The organism is Prosthecobacter sp., assembly GCF_044222565.1.
In the GTDB taxonomy this organism is placed as follows: domain Bacteria; phylum Verrucomicrobiota; class Verrucomicrobiia; order Verrucomicrobiales; family Verrucomicrobiaceae; genus Prosthecobacter.
This window is the reverse complement of sequence record NZ_JBGANA010000005.1, coordinates 393,677-411,772: the sequence shown is the minus strand read 5'-3', so window position 1 is coordinate 411,772 and position 18,096 is coordinate 393,677. Positions and strand designations below refer to the sequence as shown.

Below are 18,096 nucleotides of genomic sequence, written 5' to 3'. Positions count from 1 at the left end.
CCCTCATTCATTTTCACTAGGGCAGGGAGGGTCATATTATTATGGAACTTATATGGCCTGCTTTCCATGAACAACGATCCCGCCCGCGTTGAGCAGCTCTTCAATGAGGCGCTCGAACGTGCCAACCACATCGAGCGCCACGTCTTTCTCACAGGAGCCTGTGGGAATGACACGGCTTTGTGGAATGAGGTCTGGGACCGGCTGCGCAACCATCCGGGCACGGGTGGCCGGCAGCGCAAAACACGCGGAATCCGGGTGCCTAAGTCGCCCTCCAATGGCGTCGTGGAGGAGAAGCCGGGAGACATGATAGGTCCCTACCGTCTGCTGCAGATCATTGATGAAAGCACCGCCAGCACGCTTTGGATGGCCGAGCGAAATCAACGTGTGGCGGAGTTCGTGGCCATCAAAATTATTGCCGCAGCGGCCAATGACTTCCTGATTCGTTATGAAGCGCAAAAGCACTCGCTGGCACTGCTGGATCACCCGGACATCGCACGTCCGCATGCCTGTGGAATGACCCCGGGCGGCAGGCCTTACCTCGTCACCGAACTGCTGCATGGGACACCCATCACTCAGTTTTGTGACGATCAAAAAGTCTCTCTGCTGGTGCGCATCCGGCTTTTCATCCAGGCCTGCGATGCCATCCACCATGCCCACCAGAAGGGCGTGGTGCATGGGGATCTCACACCTGCCAACATCCTGGTCAAATGGGGTGATCAGGGAGTGCCAACCCTGAAGGTGACAGACTTCGGCATCGCCAAAGCGATGAACCACAGCCTTGTGGCACCCACAGGCCATCTCCGCGCGCCCGCCGCCTATCTTGCTCCCGAACATGTGGCCGCCAAGACCATCGATGCCCGCACTGACATCTATTCATTGGGCATGCTGCTGTATGAGATGATCACGGGCCGTCTGCCCATTCCCACCCCCAAGGACGCGGCGGAGCATCTGGATGAGGTGAAGAAGGCCGTGTGTGAAACCCTGGTGCAGAAACCCTCCGCCTGCCTGCGCGCGCTGCCGAAAGCGCACGTCACAGCCCTGGCCCTGAACCGCAAGGTGGAGGCAGCCACATTCCCCGAACTTTTGGAGGAGCACTTTGACTGGGTGGTGATGCGCGCCCTGGAAAAAAGGCCTGAAAGCCGCTACCTGACCGTGGATGCGCTGGAGAATGATTTCATGCGGTACCTCAAAGAAGCCGCTGCCAAGGAGGAGCAGGCGGCGGTGCAGGGTACGGCGCTGGGCCTTTTCATAGGCGAGCACCGGGCTCTGTGTGCCCTGGCGGCGGTGCTGGTGCTGATCGTGACAGGAGGCGTGATGATCACGGGCTGGCTGCTCTACGAGGAAAAGCATGAGGAGGCGCACGAGTCATCCGGTCAAAAGACCGAGTCCCACTCCCTGACCTCCCGCTTTCTGCAGGAGATGTTTACACAGCTGACGCCGGAAACCGTGAAGGGCAAAGACACGACGCTGGTCAAATCCATGCTGGACTCGGCGGTCGAAAACCTGGACACCCTGGCAGGCCATCCCGAGTCTGGTGCGCGAGCGCAGGAGACGATCGGCCTGACCTACCTGGCTCTGTCCCAGCCACTGGACGCACAGAAGCAGCTGCAGGGGGCGGTGGAGAAGCGCATGCTCGCACTCGGTGGCGAACACCGGGATACCCTGCGCTCCATGCGGCAGCTGGCCACCGCCATGAAGGCAGAAGGGCGCTTTGTGGATGCGGAGACCCTGCTGCGCAAGACCCTGACCGCACAGCAGAAAACGCTGGGGCCGGACCACGTGGACACCTTTGTGACAATCACCGTGCTGGCCGCCGTGTGCGACGAACAGGACAAGCGCATGGACGCTGAAACTCTGTACCTCAATCTCTGGAATGTGCAGAAGCGCGTGCTGGGTCCGGACCACCTGGACACCCTCGCGACCCTCGGGAACCTGGCGAACTCCTACACCGCGCAGGGCAGGCATGCCGATGCGCTGAAGCTCCGCCGGGAACAGCTGGACGGCACGCGGCGGGCGCTGGGTCCCAATGACTCACGCACCCTCATCGCGATGAACATCACGGCACAGGCCGCGGAAGCGAGTGGCCTGCCCTCCGAAGCGGAAAAGCTGTACTTTGGCGCGATGGAAATCGTGAAACAATCGCTCGGTGCAGAGCATCCCGACACGCTGGTGCAGACCGATCAGGCGGCGCTGATGCTGGGGCGGCGCGGGAGGCACGATGAGGCGCTGAAGCTGCACCATCAAAGTCTGGACGCCAAACGGCGTGTACTGGGGCCCAGAGACCCACAGACGATGCTCTCGCTGAAAAATCTCGCGGCCGAGTATGAGGTTCAGGGAAGGCGCAGCGATGCCGAGGACTCGCAGCTGCAAGTCCTTGAGACCTTGAAGAAAGCCTTTCCGCCGGAGCATCCTGAAATCCTCGCCCAGATGGACACCGTGGCTCAGATGTATGACAACCACGACCGCCCTGCGGAGGCCACAAAGCTAAGGCATGAAACACTCGATGTGAGGCAGCGTGTGCTGGGCGCCACGCATGCCAGGACGCTGCGCACCAGACAGCAGCTGGCAGCCTCCATGGCAGCGGAGGGCAGGCGTGCGGAAGCCATCGCATTGCAGAATGAAACCCTCGAAACAATGAAGACCGCCTTTGGCCCCGGCGATCCGGACGTACTCTCCCAGATGCATGCCATGGCGGCGATGCATGACCGCTTTGGCGACCATACCCAGGCTGAAAAGCTGTACGCCGATCTGCTGCAAATCCAGCAGCGAGTGCTTGGTGTGGAACATGCAGACACCCTCAGCACGCTGACCGGCCTGGCTGAAGTGCACCGGCACGCGGGCCAATTTGAAAATGCGGAAGCTTTGTACCGGCAGGTGCTGGACGCCCAGCGCAAACGCACACCCGCAGACGTAGCCGCGGTGACGGCCGCCGCCGCTGAACTTGGCGGGCTTTGGCTGCAGAGCGGCAAATGGGTCCAGGCAGAGTCTCTTCTCCGCGACTCGCTGGAGCAATGCATCAAACAACAACCTGAGCACTGGCTGCGCTTTCATGCGGAAAGCCTGCTGGGAGGAGCTCTGCTGCAGCAGAAAAAGATGGCGGAAGCCGGCCCTCTGCTGCGCAACGGATACGAAGGCCTGAAGGCGCGTGCGAGCGATCTGCCGGAACAGGCGCGACTTCATCTGCAGGCTGCCGCCGAGCGCCTCGCCCAATTCAACACGGCCACCGGCAGCGTGGCACAGAACGCTGAGCTCCGTCCGCAGCGGCCGGAGCTCACAGAGCCACGGGCTGTTGCCACCTCGCAGAAGCTAGCGGTGCGCAAAAAATAACGGTCATGGAAAGTGGCGCCGAACAGGCAGATCACCTGGCCTGACTCGCACGCTGCATCTGGTGCCGGACCCATAGAAAATTCGCCGTACGGTCCGCGCCTGATTTGAAGCGGCCCTTGTTTACGGCTAAGAGGATGGGATAGAGCGCGGGATCAAATTCGCAAAGGTCGCTCCAGTAACCGCTTATTCCGCCAGGCGGACGCTTCCCGGTGTGAGTGCCGTTCACATGATCCACGAACTTGTTTCCCGGCTGCAGGAGGATGCAGGTGACGGTGTTTGCAAAGGGCAGCATCATTTCAGGGGTGATGCCATAACGCCCGCTCTGGAGGGCGCGTGATAACAGCGCGATGTCATAGCCGCCATGAGCGATGTCTTCATAATGCTTGATGGGGTGTTCTCCAGAGGCATAGGGCCATTTGTAGCAGAGCCTGCCTTTGACCTCGCAGCGTTCCACTTCGGCAAAGAACCAGTCGATGGATGCCTGCACCACGGCCTCGTACTGTCGCACCCGTTCGGGAGCATCTCCCAGCAGCATGTGTGCTTCCGACATGCGCTGAAAGCCGTTGATCAGCATGGCCTGCTGATTCCAGGGGACCGGTCTGGCGGCTGAGCCGGGACGGCTGGCCGCCTCGAAGTCCTTTGAGTCCGGCGTGTACAAGCGCAGGCTGTCCGGACGCACAAACCACTTCACTATGAAGCTGTCCATGGTGCGGTCCATTTCGCGAATGTAGGTGCGCGCGCGCTCCTCGTAAGTGGCGCCAAAGCCATGCGCATCTCCGCCGGGCACGGGTTTGTCCCACAAGGGCTTGTTCTTCAACATCATCCGCGCGGTGCAGGCGATGTGGCCCACCACGTCGCCGCTTTCAGAGCCTGCATAAACGCGGGCGCCGTCTTTTGAGATCGAGTTGGGCCAGACAAGATCTCGCTCGCCGGTCCAGATGAGAGCGCCGGTCCTCGGATCATTGCGACCGGCGAGCATCGCATCCGCAAAGGCGATCATGCGGTCCAGCAGCTCGACATCGCCGCTGATTTCAAAGACACGCGCCAGCGCCTCCACAGCGGTTCCGCCTGTGCCATAGACCATGTTGTTGCGCAGATTGTCCTTCGGCAGCGGCACCGTTTGCATGAACTGCTTGAAGGCCAGAACCTCACGAGGAGTGACTGCGCCCATGCCTTCCTCGACCATCATGGCCGGCGAAGCGGTGGCTGGTGTTTCGGCGCGCACCACCGCCATTGGAGCCAGCAAAAAGAAGACGCGGAGAATGATAAGAGAGCGCATACACAAACGACGGAGGCTATTACTTTCTGGTATTGAGCAGAGGCCAGTCGTCCGTGCGGAAGGTCTGTGCCGGAAGGCCGTCTTTGTTGAAGAGGTTCGCCCAGGGTGAACTGCTGGACCAGGCGTAACGGACAGCCTCAGGCTGCGGCACTGCGGCGCACGATACGAGCACGCTGTCTCCTTCGATGAATGCATCAGCCCAGTGAAATTTTTTGTCCGCGCCGGCAATGATGAAGCCCTGAAGCTGATCGCTGTGCCGTGTGGCGAGGCCCTGGCCCGTATGAGTGAACTTGATGCGTACTTTGCCGCCTTCCATGGAGTGCGAGGCATAGAGGGGGCCGCTGAACTCGGCTTTGGCACCATAGACAAATCCCAGCGCCACCAATTTTGCACGATCGGCATAGCCTGATTTGTTTGTGGGGTGTGTCATGCCGCCGAGATCGGTGCTGATGACCATGGCGGTGTTCGAATGCTGCTGGATTCTGACATGTACTTCGCGGGCCTGCCCCTCGATGTCCGCGGGAACTTTTGCAGGGATGGCGGTGAAGGCGTCTGCCTTTTGGGTCGTCGGGTTCGCCATGTCCCACGCGGTGCCGCCACCGCTGGGCTTCTGCATGTAAAGAAACGGAAAATCCTGCTTCCAGGCCTTGCGCCAGCCTTTGATCAGAGCGCCCATGAGGTGATATTGGTCCACTCCCGTGATGCCGGTGCCGCCTTCGCCCTGATCCCACAGCACGCCGCGGATCGCATAGGGCACATACGGCTGCACATGCGCGCGGTAGAGGTGCCCGATCTCACCGCTGCACTCTCCCGGGTGCTTGGGTGCGGCAGGTTCGCGCCCCACCCTGGCACCGCTTTGCCTGGCTTTTTCCACACTGGCTTTCCATGCGGTCATGTAGCGCTCGTAGGCCCTCGTCGCGGCGGCAAAATCGTAGGTCTTCGCGAATTCCTGGATCTGCGTCTGGCATGGGGAATCGCTGCGATACATCTCCTCCGTGAGCCAGAAACCAGAGGGTGTGCCCCCCACCGCTCCCACCATCAGCCCCACGGGCACATTCAGCTCCGTCTGCAGGCGCGAACCAAAGGCAAACAAGATCGCCGAAAAGGCGTCCACATTGGCGGGCGTGGCCAGCTGCCAGCCCGCGGCACCTTGCTTCATGAGGCGGATGCGTGGATACGGCGCGGCAGCCAGCGTCTTCTGCAAACCTTCGTCCGCGCCTTTGAACGTGCGCACCGGTCCGGCCATGTTGGACTGTCCGGAGCCGAGCCATACTTCACCAACGAGCACATCCTGGATCATGAGGACGTTTTCCCCTTTCACGGTGAGCGTGAGCCCCTCGGCGGCTTGGAGCGGATCCAGGCTCACCTTCCACTTCCCCTGCGCATCGGCCTTGATGCTTTTGGTTTGTCCTGCGATGGAGACGGTGACCTGTTCACCCGGCGACGCACTGCCCCAGATCGGAGCCGCGACATCGCGCTGCAGGACCATGTGGTCGGAAATGATGGGCGGCAAAACGACCTCTGCCTGCAGGGCCGCAGTGCAACAACCGAGGAGAATGGAGATGTGGGGTTTCATGGGAGAGAGGATGCGGAACGACGCACGTGAACGCGCGGCATTTAACCTTGGGTCAGGGAACGTTGATGACAGGCACCTGCTTTGCCCATTGAGTGGCTGGGGGGATTTACTTGTCCTTCTTTTTCCCGGCTTTCTTCATTTCCTTTTTCGCCGTCTTCTCCCTGCCCTTTCCCGAAGCTTCAAACTCCCGGTCAAGTTCCGCCGGGCGCGAGTCTTTGTAGCGGTCGAGCGCTGCTTGCAGCTTTGCTTTGGCGGCAGATGCGTCTGCGCTGAGCGGAGCGGACGCGAGGTCCTGCTTTTCGGCGCTGTCACTGCTCAGATCGTAAAACTTACCGCTGCGGTAGAGTTTGTAGTGGTGGTCAAAAGCGTACTCCTTCACGCTCATGTCCTGGCTCTGGCGGGGTGAGTACCAGCTGTACAGCCAGTCACGTGGAGTGCCGGTTTCTCCTTTAAGCTGCGGGAAAAAGCTCACGCCATCCACATTCTCGGGTGCTTTGGCACCTGCGGCGGCACAAAGAGTGGGGAGGAAATCCGTGCTGCTGACGAGATCCGGTATAACGCGGCCCTGTTTGATCGCCGCGGGCCAGCTGACGATGAGGGGAACATGGGTGCCGCTGGCCGTGGTGCTGCCTTTGCCACCCTTGACGTCCGTGCCTTTGAAGCGGCTGGGAGTGCCAGCACCCGTGCCATTGTCTCCGAGGAAGATGAGCAGGGTGTTGTCGCGGATGCCGAGCTCGTCCAGCTTTGCGACCACGCGACCCACCATCTTGTCCATGTAAGCGACCATGTCGGCAAAGTGTTTTGGGGCCTGCTGCTTGTTCTCGCTGCTGATGGTGGGGTCCCAGTCCGGGCTGTCGGGTGTCGGCTGGTAAGGGCTGTGCGTGAGGATCATCGGGTAGTAGAGAAAGAAGGGCTTCTCCTTGTTCTTGGTGATGAAGCTCAGGGCGAAGTCGTTAACCAGCGTGGGGCCGTATTCGCCATGGGTGAAGTCTTTCTCCACGCCGTTGTATTCCAGGCCGGGATTGGCGTAGCGCGGAGGGCGTCGGGTCTGCTGCCACAGGCAGGATTCATCAAAACCGAAGTGCTGAGGAGAGTCCGCCTCATGCCCGAGCTGCCACTTGCCGCAGATGCCGGTGGCATAACCGGCGCCTTTCATGAGGTTTCCAAAGGTCGTCTCCGTGCGCAGCAGCGTGCCGAAGTTGATGTAGTTGCGCACATTGTAGCGCCCCGTCATGAGCTGAACGCGTGTGGGCGTGCAGAGCGGCTGCACGTGGCAGTTTTCAAAGCGCACGCCCATCGCGGCAAGCTTGTCGAGATTCGGTGTTTGATACGACTCGCCGCCATTGGCCGTGACGCATTCGTAGCCAAAGTCGTCCGCCATGATCAGCACGATGTTTGGCTGTGCTGAAAACGACGAATGCAACAGGACGAATGACGAAAGCAGGCCGAGGAGAAGCTTCATAACCGCCGAGAACGAAGCAAGCGGGGACGATCTTTAACCTGAGTTCACAGGCGGCGGCTCACGCTGGCGAGGTGCCGAGTCTTTTTTCCCGCTTTCACACCATGTCCGGAAAATAATACAGCAACAAGATCATCACGCTGTTGTTCAGCCCGTGCAGTAAAATGCAGGGCAGCAGGCTTTGGTAGCGCAGGCGCAGAAGGGAGAGCGCCACCCCGATGACGGTGATCGGAATGGCCATCTCCAGTCCATGAACCACACCAAAGATCATGGAGACGATGGCAATACACCAGCCAGTCCGGAAGCGCCTTCCCACCCAGTCCTGCAGCATGCCACGGAAAACGACCTCCTCCAGAAATGGCACAAAGATCCCACCGGCAACCACCATGCCGGCAAGTTTGGGCAGCGAGTCTGCGCTCAGGAGTTTGGCCACGAGTTGTGTTTCGAGTTTGTGGCCCATCACCTTCTCGAAAGCCCAGGCGTAGCCCAGGTTGAACAGCTCGATGAACAGAAATGCGAGCACGCACCAACCCAGAACGGCCGGCCATCCGGCCCTGCCAGACTCGGTGGCGGCCCGCGGAGGTACGAGATAGCCGAGCGGTGCCTTGCCGCCCGTGGTGGCGAATATCAGGAACATGATGCCAAGCAGCGAGAACGAGACGCAAAGCACCATCGGCGCGAGGATCACGGAGCTGGCATAGAGAATGACCGTGGCCCACAGCACCACCATCCAGAAGCCCGGGGGCTTTGCACGCAGGAAGCGTGTGGTGAACGCCACGATCAGCATCCACAGCCAGCCGATGCCGAAGGCGATGCCCGTCAGGAGCTGGCCATGTTTGCTGATGAACTGCTTGAAGTCTTTGCTGCCGGTAATCTGCTCCAGCATGTAGTCCCAGTCCCTTTCGGTCAGCTCATGGGTCTTTCCAGTGTTGACCGCTCCTTCGAGGCGGCAATGCTGTGCGTAGCGCCGGTCTGCGCCGGTGATCTTTTCATCCGCCAGCAGTTCGGTGGCGAGAGCATAAAGCGCTTTCCAGTTCTCTTCAGCATGATGCGCCTCCAGCAGCAGCACGCGGAGCCTTGGGTTCTGAGGGTCCTCCTGCAGCCAGCTCTGCAGCAACGACACGGCGCGCTGGATTTCCTCCGCCGTCGAGGGCTTGCCGCGCAGCAGTGCGCTCACATACACATCCCGAACATAACTGCGATTGACCTCGCTCAGATCTTTCTCATCCACCAGGGTGGCGGCCAGTTTTACCTGCTCGTCGCGCTTCTTGTCCGCCACGTGCAGCTGCAGACGCAGCAGGCGCACTCCCACAGAATCTGGCAGAACCTTTTCCCAGGCGATCACGATTTCCCGCGCATTCTTCAAATGCACAGGAGTGGGGTTTCGAAGGAGTGAATGAGACAGGGTCTCCGCATCCCAGAGCAGTTGCTCCCGAGCAGGAGATTCCGGCAGGTCTTTGAGCCCCCGCAGGATGGCGTCTGTGCACAGGTTCACCAGCGTGTCCGAAAGCTCCTTGTCCTCCTTATCCTTGCTGCGGGCGAGCTTTTTGATCGTTGGAAAAGCCGCCTCAGTGGCCTGCCAGCCGCCTGTTTCGAGCTTTGGCTTCAGCTCTGCGGCAGCCTTGCGCGCGGCGGCCATTTCGGAGGTCGGCTCGGCGCTGAACGCTGAAGCGGTGAAAATCAGCAGCGCCAGCAGCGGCTGCGCAGCACGGGAAACGAGGTGCATCATGTCAGTAGGCCGCTTCTTTATCACGCATGCAGCCGGAGGCAATACTGCTTCGTTACAAGCAGCTTAGTTCTTTGGAATCCAGGACGGCTCAGCCCTGCCCTTCCTGCAAGGTCCCTCCTCGCAGAAGGAAACTGTGGCAGCTTTCCTTTGTGGCGCCGCAACTAGTCTACTTTTCGGGTGCCTGCCAGGGCGTGGCGCCGCCGATCTGCACGTGATGGCGCAACGCGTCGGAGAGTTCTTTGAATACTTTTGGGGCCTTGCCCATGAGGTTCGTCTTTTCCTGCGGATCGTTCTTCAGATTGTACAGCTCCAGCGGGGTGTAGGGAGTGTTCTGCATCAGCTTCCAATCACCGCGGATGATGGCCTCATAACTTTTGCCGCCGTATGCTGCGCCACCTTCACGGCGGACGAAGTAGAGATCGCGCTGCGGAGTTTCGAGCGTGCTGCCTTTGAGAATGGGAACGAGACTGATGGCATCGATGTCCGAGGAAGGCTTCACGCCCGCGATCTCGAGGAAGGTGGGGAAGAGGTCGAAGTTCAGGCCGTTGTAGTCGCTGCGGGAGCCTGCCTTGATATGACCGGGCCAGCGCACCATGAAGGGCACGCGCAAGCCGCCATCGTAGTGGCTGGTCTTGCCATCGCGCCAGGGGGCGTTGTTTTGAGAATGCGGCAAAGAGCCGCCGTTGTCAGAGCCGAAGGCGACGACGGTGTTTTGATCGAGGCCGAGTTCTTTGAGCACGGTGAGCAGCTGGCCGATGCGGTCGTCCAGGTGCTCCACGAGCGCGACATTGAGCGCGCGTTTTTCATCGAGCTGCGGAGCGCGCGCCTTCACTTTCGCAATCCATTCCGCCGGCGGCTCGATGGGGAAGTGCGGTGCATTGAAGGCGAGGTAGAGGAAGAAGGGCTGCTTTTCTTTGGCGCGCTCGCGGAAGTAATCAGCCGCCCATCCGGCGAAGATGTCCGTGGCGTGGCCTTTGGGGTCAATCTCCTCCGCATTGCGGCGCATGTAGTTGTGGCCCTGGCGCAGGTGGGTGGTGTAGCTGTCCATCATGTCGCCGAGGAAGCCGTGGAAGAGATCGAAGCCGCGCTCGTTGGGCGTGTTCGGAGACTCCAGGCCGAGGTGCCACTTCCCGATCACGGCCGTGTGGTAGCCGGCCTTTTTCAATTCATTGCCTATTGTGGGAATGCCGGGTGCGAGATAGCCCCAGGAGTCCCCCGGATTCGTGCGAATGACGCCCGGCACGCCCACGCGATCCGGGAAGCGCCCCGTGAGCAGCGCCGCACGTGAGGGGGAGCATACGGTGCAGTTCGCCCGCATGTTTGGGAAGAGCATGCCTTCCGCAGCGAGCTTGTCGATGTTCGGCGTGTGGCAGTCGGAGGCGTGATAGGTGGAGACATCGCCATAGCCGAGGTCATCACAGTAGATGATGAGGAAGTTGGGACGCTGGTCCGCCGCGAATGACGTGGCGCAGAGAAACAAAGAAGACAGAAGGAAGGCGATGGGTTTCATCACGACAGCAGAGCTTTATTGTTTGGCCTGCTTCTTCTTTGGGTTCTTGGCTCTCGGAGCAGGCTCGGGCACAGGAGGCAGGCCGTCGTCGGGCTGGTTCCACAGGCGATAGGGATCGTTCAGACGGCGCATCTCGGAAAGCAGCAGAGCCTCCATCTCCGCGAGCTTGGCGGCGTGCTTGGGATCGGAGGCAAGATTGGTTTTCATCGGGTCGGCGTTGCCGTGCTCCTTGAGGAGCTCATCGGGATTGGCGGCGAGATTGAAGAGCTGGGTCTCATGGGTGGCGCCGTTCATGGCGTCGTATTTGATGAGCTTCCAGTCGCCCTGCTGCACGCAACGCATGCCGGGTTTGGTGCCGCCGCAATAGACGCCGTACATCACATCGCGGATGCTGTCCTTCTTGCCTTCCAGCACGGGCTTGAAGCTGGTGCCTTCATTGCTTTCGGGCGCAGGGATGCCGGCGAGATCACAAAGGGTGGCGACGGTGTCCAAGAGGTAGATGTTCCCGGGGGCGCGGGAGCCGGGCTTGATGCCGGGGCCTTTGACGATGTAGGGCACGCGCCAGGTGTGCTCATACAAGTTTTGTTTTCCCTGCAAGCCGTGGCGACCGATGGCGATGCCGTGGTCGGCCGTGTAGATGATGTAGGTGTTGTCCAGCTCGCCCATCGCCTTGAGCTTTTCCAAAACGCGGCCAATCTGGATATCGATGTTCTCGCTGCACGCGAAGTCGCGGCCGATCTCATTGCGGATGGTGGCCTCGTCACGGTTCTTCCAAACACCGCTGACGTCCACTTCATCGCGCACATTGGCGTCGCCGTTGTTGAAAGGGTGTGCGGGCAGATAGTTCGCAGGCAGGGCCGGTTGTTTCGGGTTCAGCGCGGGGAGTGTGTTCTGGTCTTCGTGATTCGTGGCGCCGTATTTGGCGAGAAGTTCGGGGCGGCCGTCGCGGGTGTCGTGCGGGTGGGAGAAGCCGAAGTTGATGAGGAAGGGGTCGGTGTCCTTCTTCGCTTCGCGTTCGTTCAGGTAGTTCATGACCTGGTCTCCATGCCAGGTGCTGCCGCTCTCATCGGTGCCGCCGCGTTTGGTGGCGTCATGTCGCACGGTGAACTGTTTATTTGCGCCCTCATACGAATTCCCCTGCTTGCAGGTGCGCATGGTGTCATAGCCGGCGCGGTTGAAGACGGCGGCCAGCGTGTTCAGCTCCAGGTTCGGCGGACAGTGCTCTTTTGCTCCAGGGCCGATGGGCAAATGCCACACGGTGCGCCCGCTCATGATCATGTGCCGCGAAGGCGTGCACACCGCGCCGCTGAAGGAGCCCATGTGCCGCGCGGAATCGAGGACCATGCCTTCCGCCGCCAGCTTGTCGATGTTCGGGGACTGCAGCGGGGACTTCGGGTTGTAAAACTTGAAGTCAAACGGCGACTGGTCGTCCACGACGATGAAGAGGAAGTTGGGGCGGCGCTGCTCCGCAGCGAATGAAGAAGCCAGAATGAGGAATGAGGAAAGAATGAGGACGAGCGGTTTCATGGTGGTTGGAAAAGAGCGGTGGATGGTTGCGCGGAGGAGTTATTCCGCCTTGGCTTTCTTGCCGGGACCCTTTTTCGCCTGGGCCTTGCGCGCACCGCGCTGGTCCATGGGGAGGAGAGCGCCGCCGCGGGCGTTCATCTCGGCATCGCACAGGGCGCGCATATCCTTCAGGGCCTCGGCGTGTGCAGGATCACTGGCGAAGTTTTTCAGCTCGTCACGATCCGTTTGCAGATCGTGCAGAAACTCATAGGCAGGCTGCTGGTCAAAGTAGCGCGCGTACATGTAGCGCTGGCCGCGCACGCCCTCCCACGTGAGGGTCGGCGCCAGGTCAAGGTGCTCGCAGAAGAAGTGAGCCCGCCAGGGTTTGTCGCTGCCTTTGCCCTCAATGAGCGTGGAAAGGCTGCGGCCTTGGTAGGCGTCCGGGCGTTTCACGCCCGCCCAGTCGATGAATGTGGCAGGCAGGTCCACATTGAGCACCAGATCATCCACCACGCGACCGCGCTGCACCTTTGGCAGGCGCGGGTCATACACGATCATCGGCACGCGCAGCGATTCCTCATAGTGCGACCACTTGCCCTGAAAGCCGCGGTCGCCCAGGTAGTAGCCGTTGTCACCGGAATAGACGACGATGGTATTTTCTGCCAGACCGGCCTCTTTCAGCGCGGCCAGCACGCGGGCGACGGCCTTGTCGATGCCGCTGATCATGCGGTAGTAGGCACGCACGTTGATTTCATATTTCTCCTTCGTGTCGTAGCCCCAAAACCAGCGCTGGCGGTTGATGGAGTCTTTGAGGAACTGCGGGTGCGCCTCGTAAATGGCGGGGTCTCCCAGACGCGCCGGTGGAATGGAGCGGTCCTCATACATGCCGTCCGTGGATTGTGGCCAGGGATACAGGCCGATGCCCGGGCGGTGGTCGTTGTCCTCCGCATGCGCGGCATTGAACCACAGGTTCAGGGCAAAGGGTTTGTCCTTCGGCTGGGATTTGATGAACTCGATGCCTTTGTCGCAGACGATGTCGGTCTCGTGCCGCTTGGTGCCATCCGGCATGGTCTTGAGGTAAGGATTGCGGCCGATGGCCTCGTATTCGTCATATTGCTCCTGCGGCTTGAAGCCCTCGGGGGCGATCATGTGCCATTTGCCGAAGTGCCCCGTGCGGTAGCCCGCCGAGCGCAGAAGCACCGGATACATGGTGGCCAGCGCCTCTGGTTTGACGGTGGGGATGGCCTTGGGCTGTGCATGCGTGCGGGCCCACTGTCCGGTGAGAATGACGGCGCGGCTGACCCAGCACACGGCCGTGGTCACATGCGCATTGCTGAACCGCACGCCCTCCGCCGCGAGGCGGTCCACCGTGGGTGTTTGCACGATCGGGTGCCCGGCGCAGCTCAGGGTGTCCCAGCGCTGGTCATCGGAAAAAAGAAAGAGGATGTTGGGGCGCGGCTTGTCAGCAGCCACAGCCGTGACCGCAAGACCCAGGGAAAGCAGAGCAAAGGCGAATTTCATGAACCTCTGCGAACGGAGCCAGGGCCGCCAATCTTCCGGCGGAGATCAGGGAACGGGATGGTCTGAAGGAAGCCCGTAGCTCTTCTCCCACCACGCCACGCGCTCGGCATCCGTGGGCTCCGGCGTTTTCAGGCGGGTCTTCCACACGCGCTGGTAGTCCAGACGTTTGTCCTTCTGAATCTCCGCGAGCGGCGGTTCCGAAGATGGGTCTCCCTGCGCTCCTTGGTCGTGGCTGCTCTGGATCCACGAGTCCAATGCGGCCTGCAAGGCGGAGACTTTCGCACTCTCTTTGAGATCTTTGGCGATGTTGTGCACCCCCAGAGGATCGGCTTTGAGATCGTAAAGCTCCAGCGGCTCCCGCTTCTCCGGCGCCAGCCATGCGGTTTGCAGCGCATTGAGCTTGCCGGCCTGGTTTAGCACGCGCAGCAGCGGCATGCCGGGGTAGCTGGATTCTTTGTAGCTGGACCAGTTCAGCCGCGAGAGCTCAGGGTGAAAATTCTGCACGAGCAACGCCTCCGGGCCGATCACCGCGCGAATGCGGTCCATCGCATCGCCACAACGGTCACGCGCGGCAAAGAGCACGTCGCGCTGCGGGAACTCACCGCCCAGAACCGCCTTTCCTTCCATCCAGGGCGGGATGGGCTGGCCTGCGAGCTGCAGTACTGAAGGCGCGAGATCGATGAGGCTCACGAGCCGCTGCTCCACGGCACCAGAGTCCACCTTGGGGCCGCGCACGATCAGCGGCACCTGGAGGCCTTCCACGCTCAGCCACTGCTTGCCCCAGGGCATAGGCCGGCCGTGATCGGCGAAGAACATGACGACCGTGTTGTCCAGCACGCCCGCATCCTTCAGCTGGTCCAGGATCAAGCCCACGCGCTGGTCCACCGTTTCCACGCTGCGCTGGTAGGCATACCAGTCGCGGCGGATCAGCGGATGCTCCGGGTAGCTCGGCGGGATCTGGATTGCACGCAGCTTCGCTTCATCATACTGCTCGGGAATGGGAAAGGGCCGGTGCGGCTCGGAGATTTGAAACTGCGCGAAGAACGGCTGCCCTTCCTTCCGCTTCCGCCAGTCATTGCCGTCGTACATCTGCGCCGGATCATGGGCGAAGTTGTAGTGGGTCTTTGCCACCTTCGGAGTGCGGCCCTGATGCGTGGCCGGGACGGGAGCCGAGGCGTTGGTGACAAACCAGCCTGCTTTGCGCAGCAGCTCCGGCAGGGGCTGATAAGGCGCGGGAAGCGGCTGCGGCTTTTCCGTGTCATGCGGATGCAGGCCAGTGGTCGTTTGGTAGCAGCCGAGGATGAAAGCCGAACGAGAGGAGCTGCACACGGGCGCGCTGGCGTAGGCCCGCGTGTAGCGCCGGCCCTCCGCGGCCAGCCGGTCGAGATTCGTGGTGCTGACGTCTTTTAATCCGTAAGCGCCGATGTCCGGCGACATGTCGTCGGCGATGATCCAGACAAAGTTTGGCGGCGCGGCAGGGAGCGCGGAGCAGAGAGCAAACAGGAGAAGGCAGGTCAGGACAAAATTCATGGACTGCTGTGAACGTTTCGCAGGAGAGCTTGTGTCAGCGAGTCGAACGATAGCGATTGAGAAATTGATTTGCAGTGGGGGGCGATGGTTCGGTTTTGGCGTAGAGGACAGCAACTCAGGGCGGGGTGATTGTGGGGTTTTGTTTTGAGGCGGGGCGGTCGCGGTATTGGGCTACCGCGCTACATTTCTACCTCTCGGCGTTTGAGAGGTTAACGGTCAAACATGCATTGAGGGAGTCAGGAGGGGGACAGAGCAGAGGTGGCGAAGACTGTATCGATTTTGCGCCACCTGTGCCGCTTTGCGGTCAATGCGTGTGGGGTCGGATTTGAAGGGATTTGGCGCCTGCCCGACTTCTCGGAAATCTGTTTTGGAAATGCTCCACGACTCAGGGCGTCGCGCTCCACTTCTGCGCCTTCAACCAGAACAGCAGATCCGCAAACCACGGATGCTGCGTGCCGATGAGGCCGGTGCCGTGATCGCCATGCTGATACAGATGCAGCTCATGAGGAATGCCGCTTTGATGCAGCGCGGCGGCATAAAGCTGCGCGTGCTCCACGGGCACCAGCTTGTCCTCTGCGGTGTGCCAGAGAAAGCACGGAGGCAGGCCGGCATGCACCTGCAGCTCGCTGGAGGTCTTGTGAATGAGTTCATCGCCCGGTGTTTCACCGATGAGCATCTTGCGCGAAGTCGCGTGCGGTTTGGTGATCATGCTGATGACGGGATAGCAGAGAATGGCGAGGTCAGGCCGCGGGCTCACACTTGGGGTGCGGCCTTCGATCTCGCCATCTTCAGGGCGGTTGATAAGCGTGGAGACGAGATGTCCGCCTGCGGAGAAACCCATCGCGCCGATTCGCGCGGGGTCGATCTTCCAGCGCGCAGAGTTGGCACGGATCTGCCGCATGGCCTCCACCGCATCCTGCAGCTGCGCCGGATAGCGGTAACCTGCACTGCCGAGCCGGTACCGCAGCACAAAGGCCGTGATGCCCTGCTCATTGAGCCAGAGTGCAAACGGCTCCGCCTGCCCCTCATAGATGCCGGAGTAGCTGCCGCCGGGGATGAGCAGCATGGCCGCGCCGCTGGCCTTTGCCGGCACATACGGCGTGAGGGTGGGGATGTCCTTTGCGGTGGTGCCGAGTGCGCCCGGCGCGCCGCCTGTCCATAGAGTGATGGGTTTCTCCGCCGCTGGCAAGGTGGCGAGGCTGAGCAGAAGGATGAGGAGCGGGAACTTCATGAAGGATGAATGAATGCATGATGAACGCATCCTGCGGGCATCGTTTTACCCGGCATCATCCATGCACTGTTTTCTTCCCGTGATTCTCGGCGCGCTGCTCGCCCCGCTCCTGGCGGCGCAGGAGCCTGCGACAGCGCTGCATTTCAAGCCGCGCGATCATGCGCTGGGAGATGTGCATCCCTTCTTCCATGAGGGCGAGTGCTGGCTGTACTACCTGAAGCCCGGCAAGTATGAGGCCGCACTGGCACGCTCCAAACACTGGCTGCGCTGGACCGAAACGCCGGTCACACACGATGCGGTACAAGCGGAGGACTGGATGCGGCCCTACTTCGTGCTCGGTGTGTTTCAGGATCCCGCAGCGGGAGTGTTCCGCAGCTTTTACGGGCACGAGCAGGGGCGCATGGCCAGCTCCGGCAGCAGCGATCTTCTGCACTGGTCCTGCGCGCCGAAGGAGTTTCACGTGCCTGCCGCGGACTACTATCAGCGGCGGCGGGACCCGTACGTTTTCTGGATTCCCGAGATGAAGCAGTACGGCTGTGTCATGACCACCTGGATGAAAGGCCGCCCCAAGGAAACCTGCGGCGCGGTAAGCCTCGCTACCTCTCCTGATCTCACGCACTGGCAGGATCATGGTCCCATCCTGGATCCCGGCAACCTTGGCGAGCCCGAGTGTCCGCAGATGTTCGCCCTCGGCGGCCGCTGGTACTTGCTCGCAAGTATCTACGACCGCGCGGTGGGCCAGCCCGTGTACTGGAGCACCAACTCGCCGCTGGGGCCGTGGAAAAGGGAACCCGCCGGCGTGCTTGATGGCAAAGATCTCTGCGCCGCGCAGATCGCCTTTGATGGAGAGACGCCGGTTCTGTTTGGCTGGATACCGCTCAAGCCTGCAAGGCCGGGAAAGCAGCAGTGGGGCGGGCACCTCGCTCTGCCACGTGAAGTGCGTGCCCTGCCGGATGGCAGGCTCGGCACCCGTCTGCCGGCAAAACTGCAGAAACAGTTCGAAAATCTGCCCTGGCAGCAGGAAGCCGGTGACTGGAGCTGTTTCGCCGCGGACCTCACGCTCATGCCGCCTAAGGGCACGGAGGAACTGCGCTTCGGTCTCGCTTCGCTTGGTGAGATCGTTTTAACGCGTGATCAGCTTCGCATCCTGGATGCCGCAGGCGAATGCTGGAGCGAGCTGCCGGTCTCTCTGCCGGAAGCTCAGCCGCTTCGCATGTGGCTGGTGGTGGAAGACGACATGGTCGAGGTCTTTCTCCAAGACCAGTACTCACTGGCCGCACGACTTCCCGTCGCGAAGAAACCGGTCAAACTATCGCTCCCAGGCGGCAGCGCAGTGAGCGCTCGTTTCAGCGAATGGCGGCTGCGGCCTGTCAGACCGTGAGGATGCAGGAGTGAAGTCGCGGAACTCCGCAGCCCCGCGACCCCATT

General features: G+C 61.1%; 11 protein-coding genes. 2 read left to right on the top strand and 9 right to left on the bottom strand.

Going from position 1 to position 18,096, the window contains the following annotated elements:
- Positions 1-66: 66 nt before the first annotated feature.
- A complete protein-coding gene (locus ACILSR_RS10260) occupies positions 67-3,327 on the top strand; it encodes a tetratricopeptide repeat protein (protein WP_395749672.1) in 3,261 nt (1,086 codons plus the stop codon).
- 31 nt (positions 3,328-3,358) lie between these two features.
- On the opposite strand, the gene ACILSR_RS10255 is transcribed toward ACILSR_RS10260, so the two are convergent.
- The 9 genes from ACILSR_RS10255 to ACILSR_RS10215 form a co-directional block, all read right to left on the bottom strand.
- On the bottom strand, positions 3,359-4,606 hold the full coding sequence (locus ACILSR_RS10255) for a hypothetical protein (RefSeq protein ID WP_395749671.1): 1,248 nt from the start codon (positions 4,604-4,606) through the stop codon (positions 3,359-3,361).
- A gap of 19 nt (positions 4,607-4,625) precedes the next feature.
- A complete protein-coding gene (locus tag ACILSR_RS10250; protein ID WP_395749670.1) occupies positions 4,626-6,182 on the bottom strand; it encodes a sialate O-acetylesterase in 1,557 nt (518 codons plus the stop codon).
- A 106-nt stretch (positions 6,183-6,288) separates the two neighbouring features.
- The gene (locus ACILSR_RS10245) at positions 6,289-7,644 is read right to left on the bottom strand and encodes a sulfatase-like hydrolase/transferase (protein ID WP_395749669.1); all 1,356 of its coding nucleotides are present in this window, start codon (positions 7,642-7,644) and stop codon (positions 6,289-6,291) included.
- Between the two features lie 94 nt (positions 7,645-7,738).
- The gene (locus ACILSR_RS10240) at positions 7,739-9,370 is read right to left on the bottom strand and encodes a lysostaphin resistance A-like protein (protein WP_395749668.1); all 1,632 of its coding nucleotides are present in this window, start codon (positions 9,368-9,370) and stop codon (positions 7,739-7,741) included.
- Positions 9,371-9,536: 166 nt separating this feature from the next.
- Positions 9,537-10,880, bottom strand: a complete 1,344-nt coding sequence (locus tag ACILSR_RS10235) for a sulfatase (protein ID WP_395749667.1) — start codon at positions 10,878-10,880, stop codon at positions 9,537-9,539.
- A gap of 15 nt (positions 10,881-10,895) precedes the next feature.
- Positions 10,896-12,407 carry a sulfatase-like hydrolase/transferase gene (locus ACILSR_RS10230; RefSeq protein ID WP_395749666.1) on the bottom strand — a complete coding sequence of 504 codons (1,512 nt, stop codon included), beginning with the start codon at positions 12,405-12,407 and terminating at the stop codon, positions 10,896-10,898.
- Positions 12,408-12,446: 39 nt separating this feature from the next.
- A complete protein-coding gene (locus tag ACILSR_RS10225; RefSeq protein ID WP_395749665.1) occupies positions 12,447-13,907 on the bottom strand; it encodes a sulfatase in 1,461 nt (486 codons plus the stop codon).
- A gap of 45 nt (positions 13,908-13,952) precedes the next feature.
- The gene (locus tag ACILSR_RS10220) at positions 13,953-15,437 is read right to left on the bottom strand and encodes a sulfatase (RefSeq protein ID WP_395749664.1); all 1,485 of its coding nucleotides are present in this window, start codon (positions 15,435-15,437) and stop codon (positions 13,953-13,955) included.
- A 385-nt stretch (positions 15,438-15,822) separates the two neighbouring features.
- Complete coding sequence (locus tag ACILSR_RS10215) at positions 15,823-16,668, bottom strand: alpha/beta hydrolase (RefSeq protein ID WP_395749663.1); 846 nt, start codon at positions 16,666-16,668, stop codon at positions 15,823-15,825.
- A gap of 61 nt (positions 16,669-16,729) precedes the next feature.
- On the opposite strand from ACILSR_RS10215, the gene ACILSR_RS10210 reads away from it, so the two are divergent.
- The gene (locus ACILSR_RS10210; RefSeq protein ID WP_395749662.1) at positions 16,730-18,049 is read left to right on the top strand and encodes a hypothetical protein; all 1,320 of its coding nucleotides are present in this window, start codon (positions 16,730-16,732) and stop codon (positions 18,047-18,049) included.
- The last annotated feature ends 47 nt before the right edge of the window (positions 18,050-18,096 follow it).

Bases quoted from the DNA above. Each gene is read 5' to 3' on its own strand.
- ACILSR_RS10260 (WP_395749672.1), top strand. From the start codon at position 67: ATGAACAACGATCCCGCCCGCGTTGAGCAGCTCTTCAATGAGGCGCTC.
- ACILSR_RS10255 (WP_395749671.1), bottom strand. From the start codon at position 4,606: ATGCGCTCTCTTATCATTCTCCGCGTCTTCTTTTTGCTGGCTCCAATG.
- ACILSR_RS10250 (WP_395749670.1), bottom strand. From the start codon at position 6,182: ATGAAACCCCACATCTCCATTCTCCTCGGTTGTTGCACTGCGGCCCTG.
- ACILSR_RS10245 (WP_395749669.1), bottom strand. From the start codon at position 7,644: ATGAAGCTTCTCCTCGGCCTGCTTTCGTCATTCGTCCTGTTGCATTCG.
- ACILSR_RS10240 (WP_395749668.1), bottom strand. From the start codon at position 9,370: ATGATGCACCTCGTTTCCCGTGCTGCGCAGCCGCTGCTGGCGCTGCTG.
- ACILSR_RS10235 (WP_395749667.1), bottom strand. From the start codon at position 10,880: ATGAAACCCATCGCCTTCCTTCTGTCTTCTTTGTTTCTCTGCGCCACG.
- ACILSR_RS10230 (WP_395749666.1), bottom strand. From the start codon at position 12,407: ATGAAACCGCTCGTCCTCATTCTTTCCTCATTCCTCATTCTGGCTTCT.
- ACILSR_RS10225 (WP_395749665.1), bottom strand. From the start codon at position 13,907: ATGAAATTCGCCTTTGCTCTGCTTTCCCTGGGTCTTGCGGTCACGGCT.
- ACILSR_RS10220 (WP_395749664.1), bottom strand. From the start codon at position 15,437: ATGAATTTTGTCCTGACCTGCCTTCTCCTGTTTGCTCTCTGCTCCGCG.
- ACILSR_RS10215 (WP_395749663.1), bottom strand. From the start codon at position 16,668: ATGAAGTTCCCGCTCCTCATCCTTCTGCTCAGCCTCGCCACCTTGCCA.
- ACILSR_RS10210 (WP_395749662.1), top strand. From the start codon at position 16,730: ATGCACTGTTTTCTTCCCGTGATTCTCGGCGCGCTGCTCGCCCCGCTC.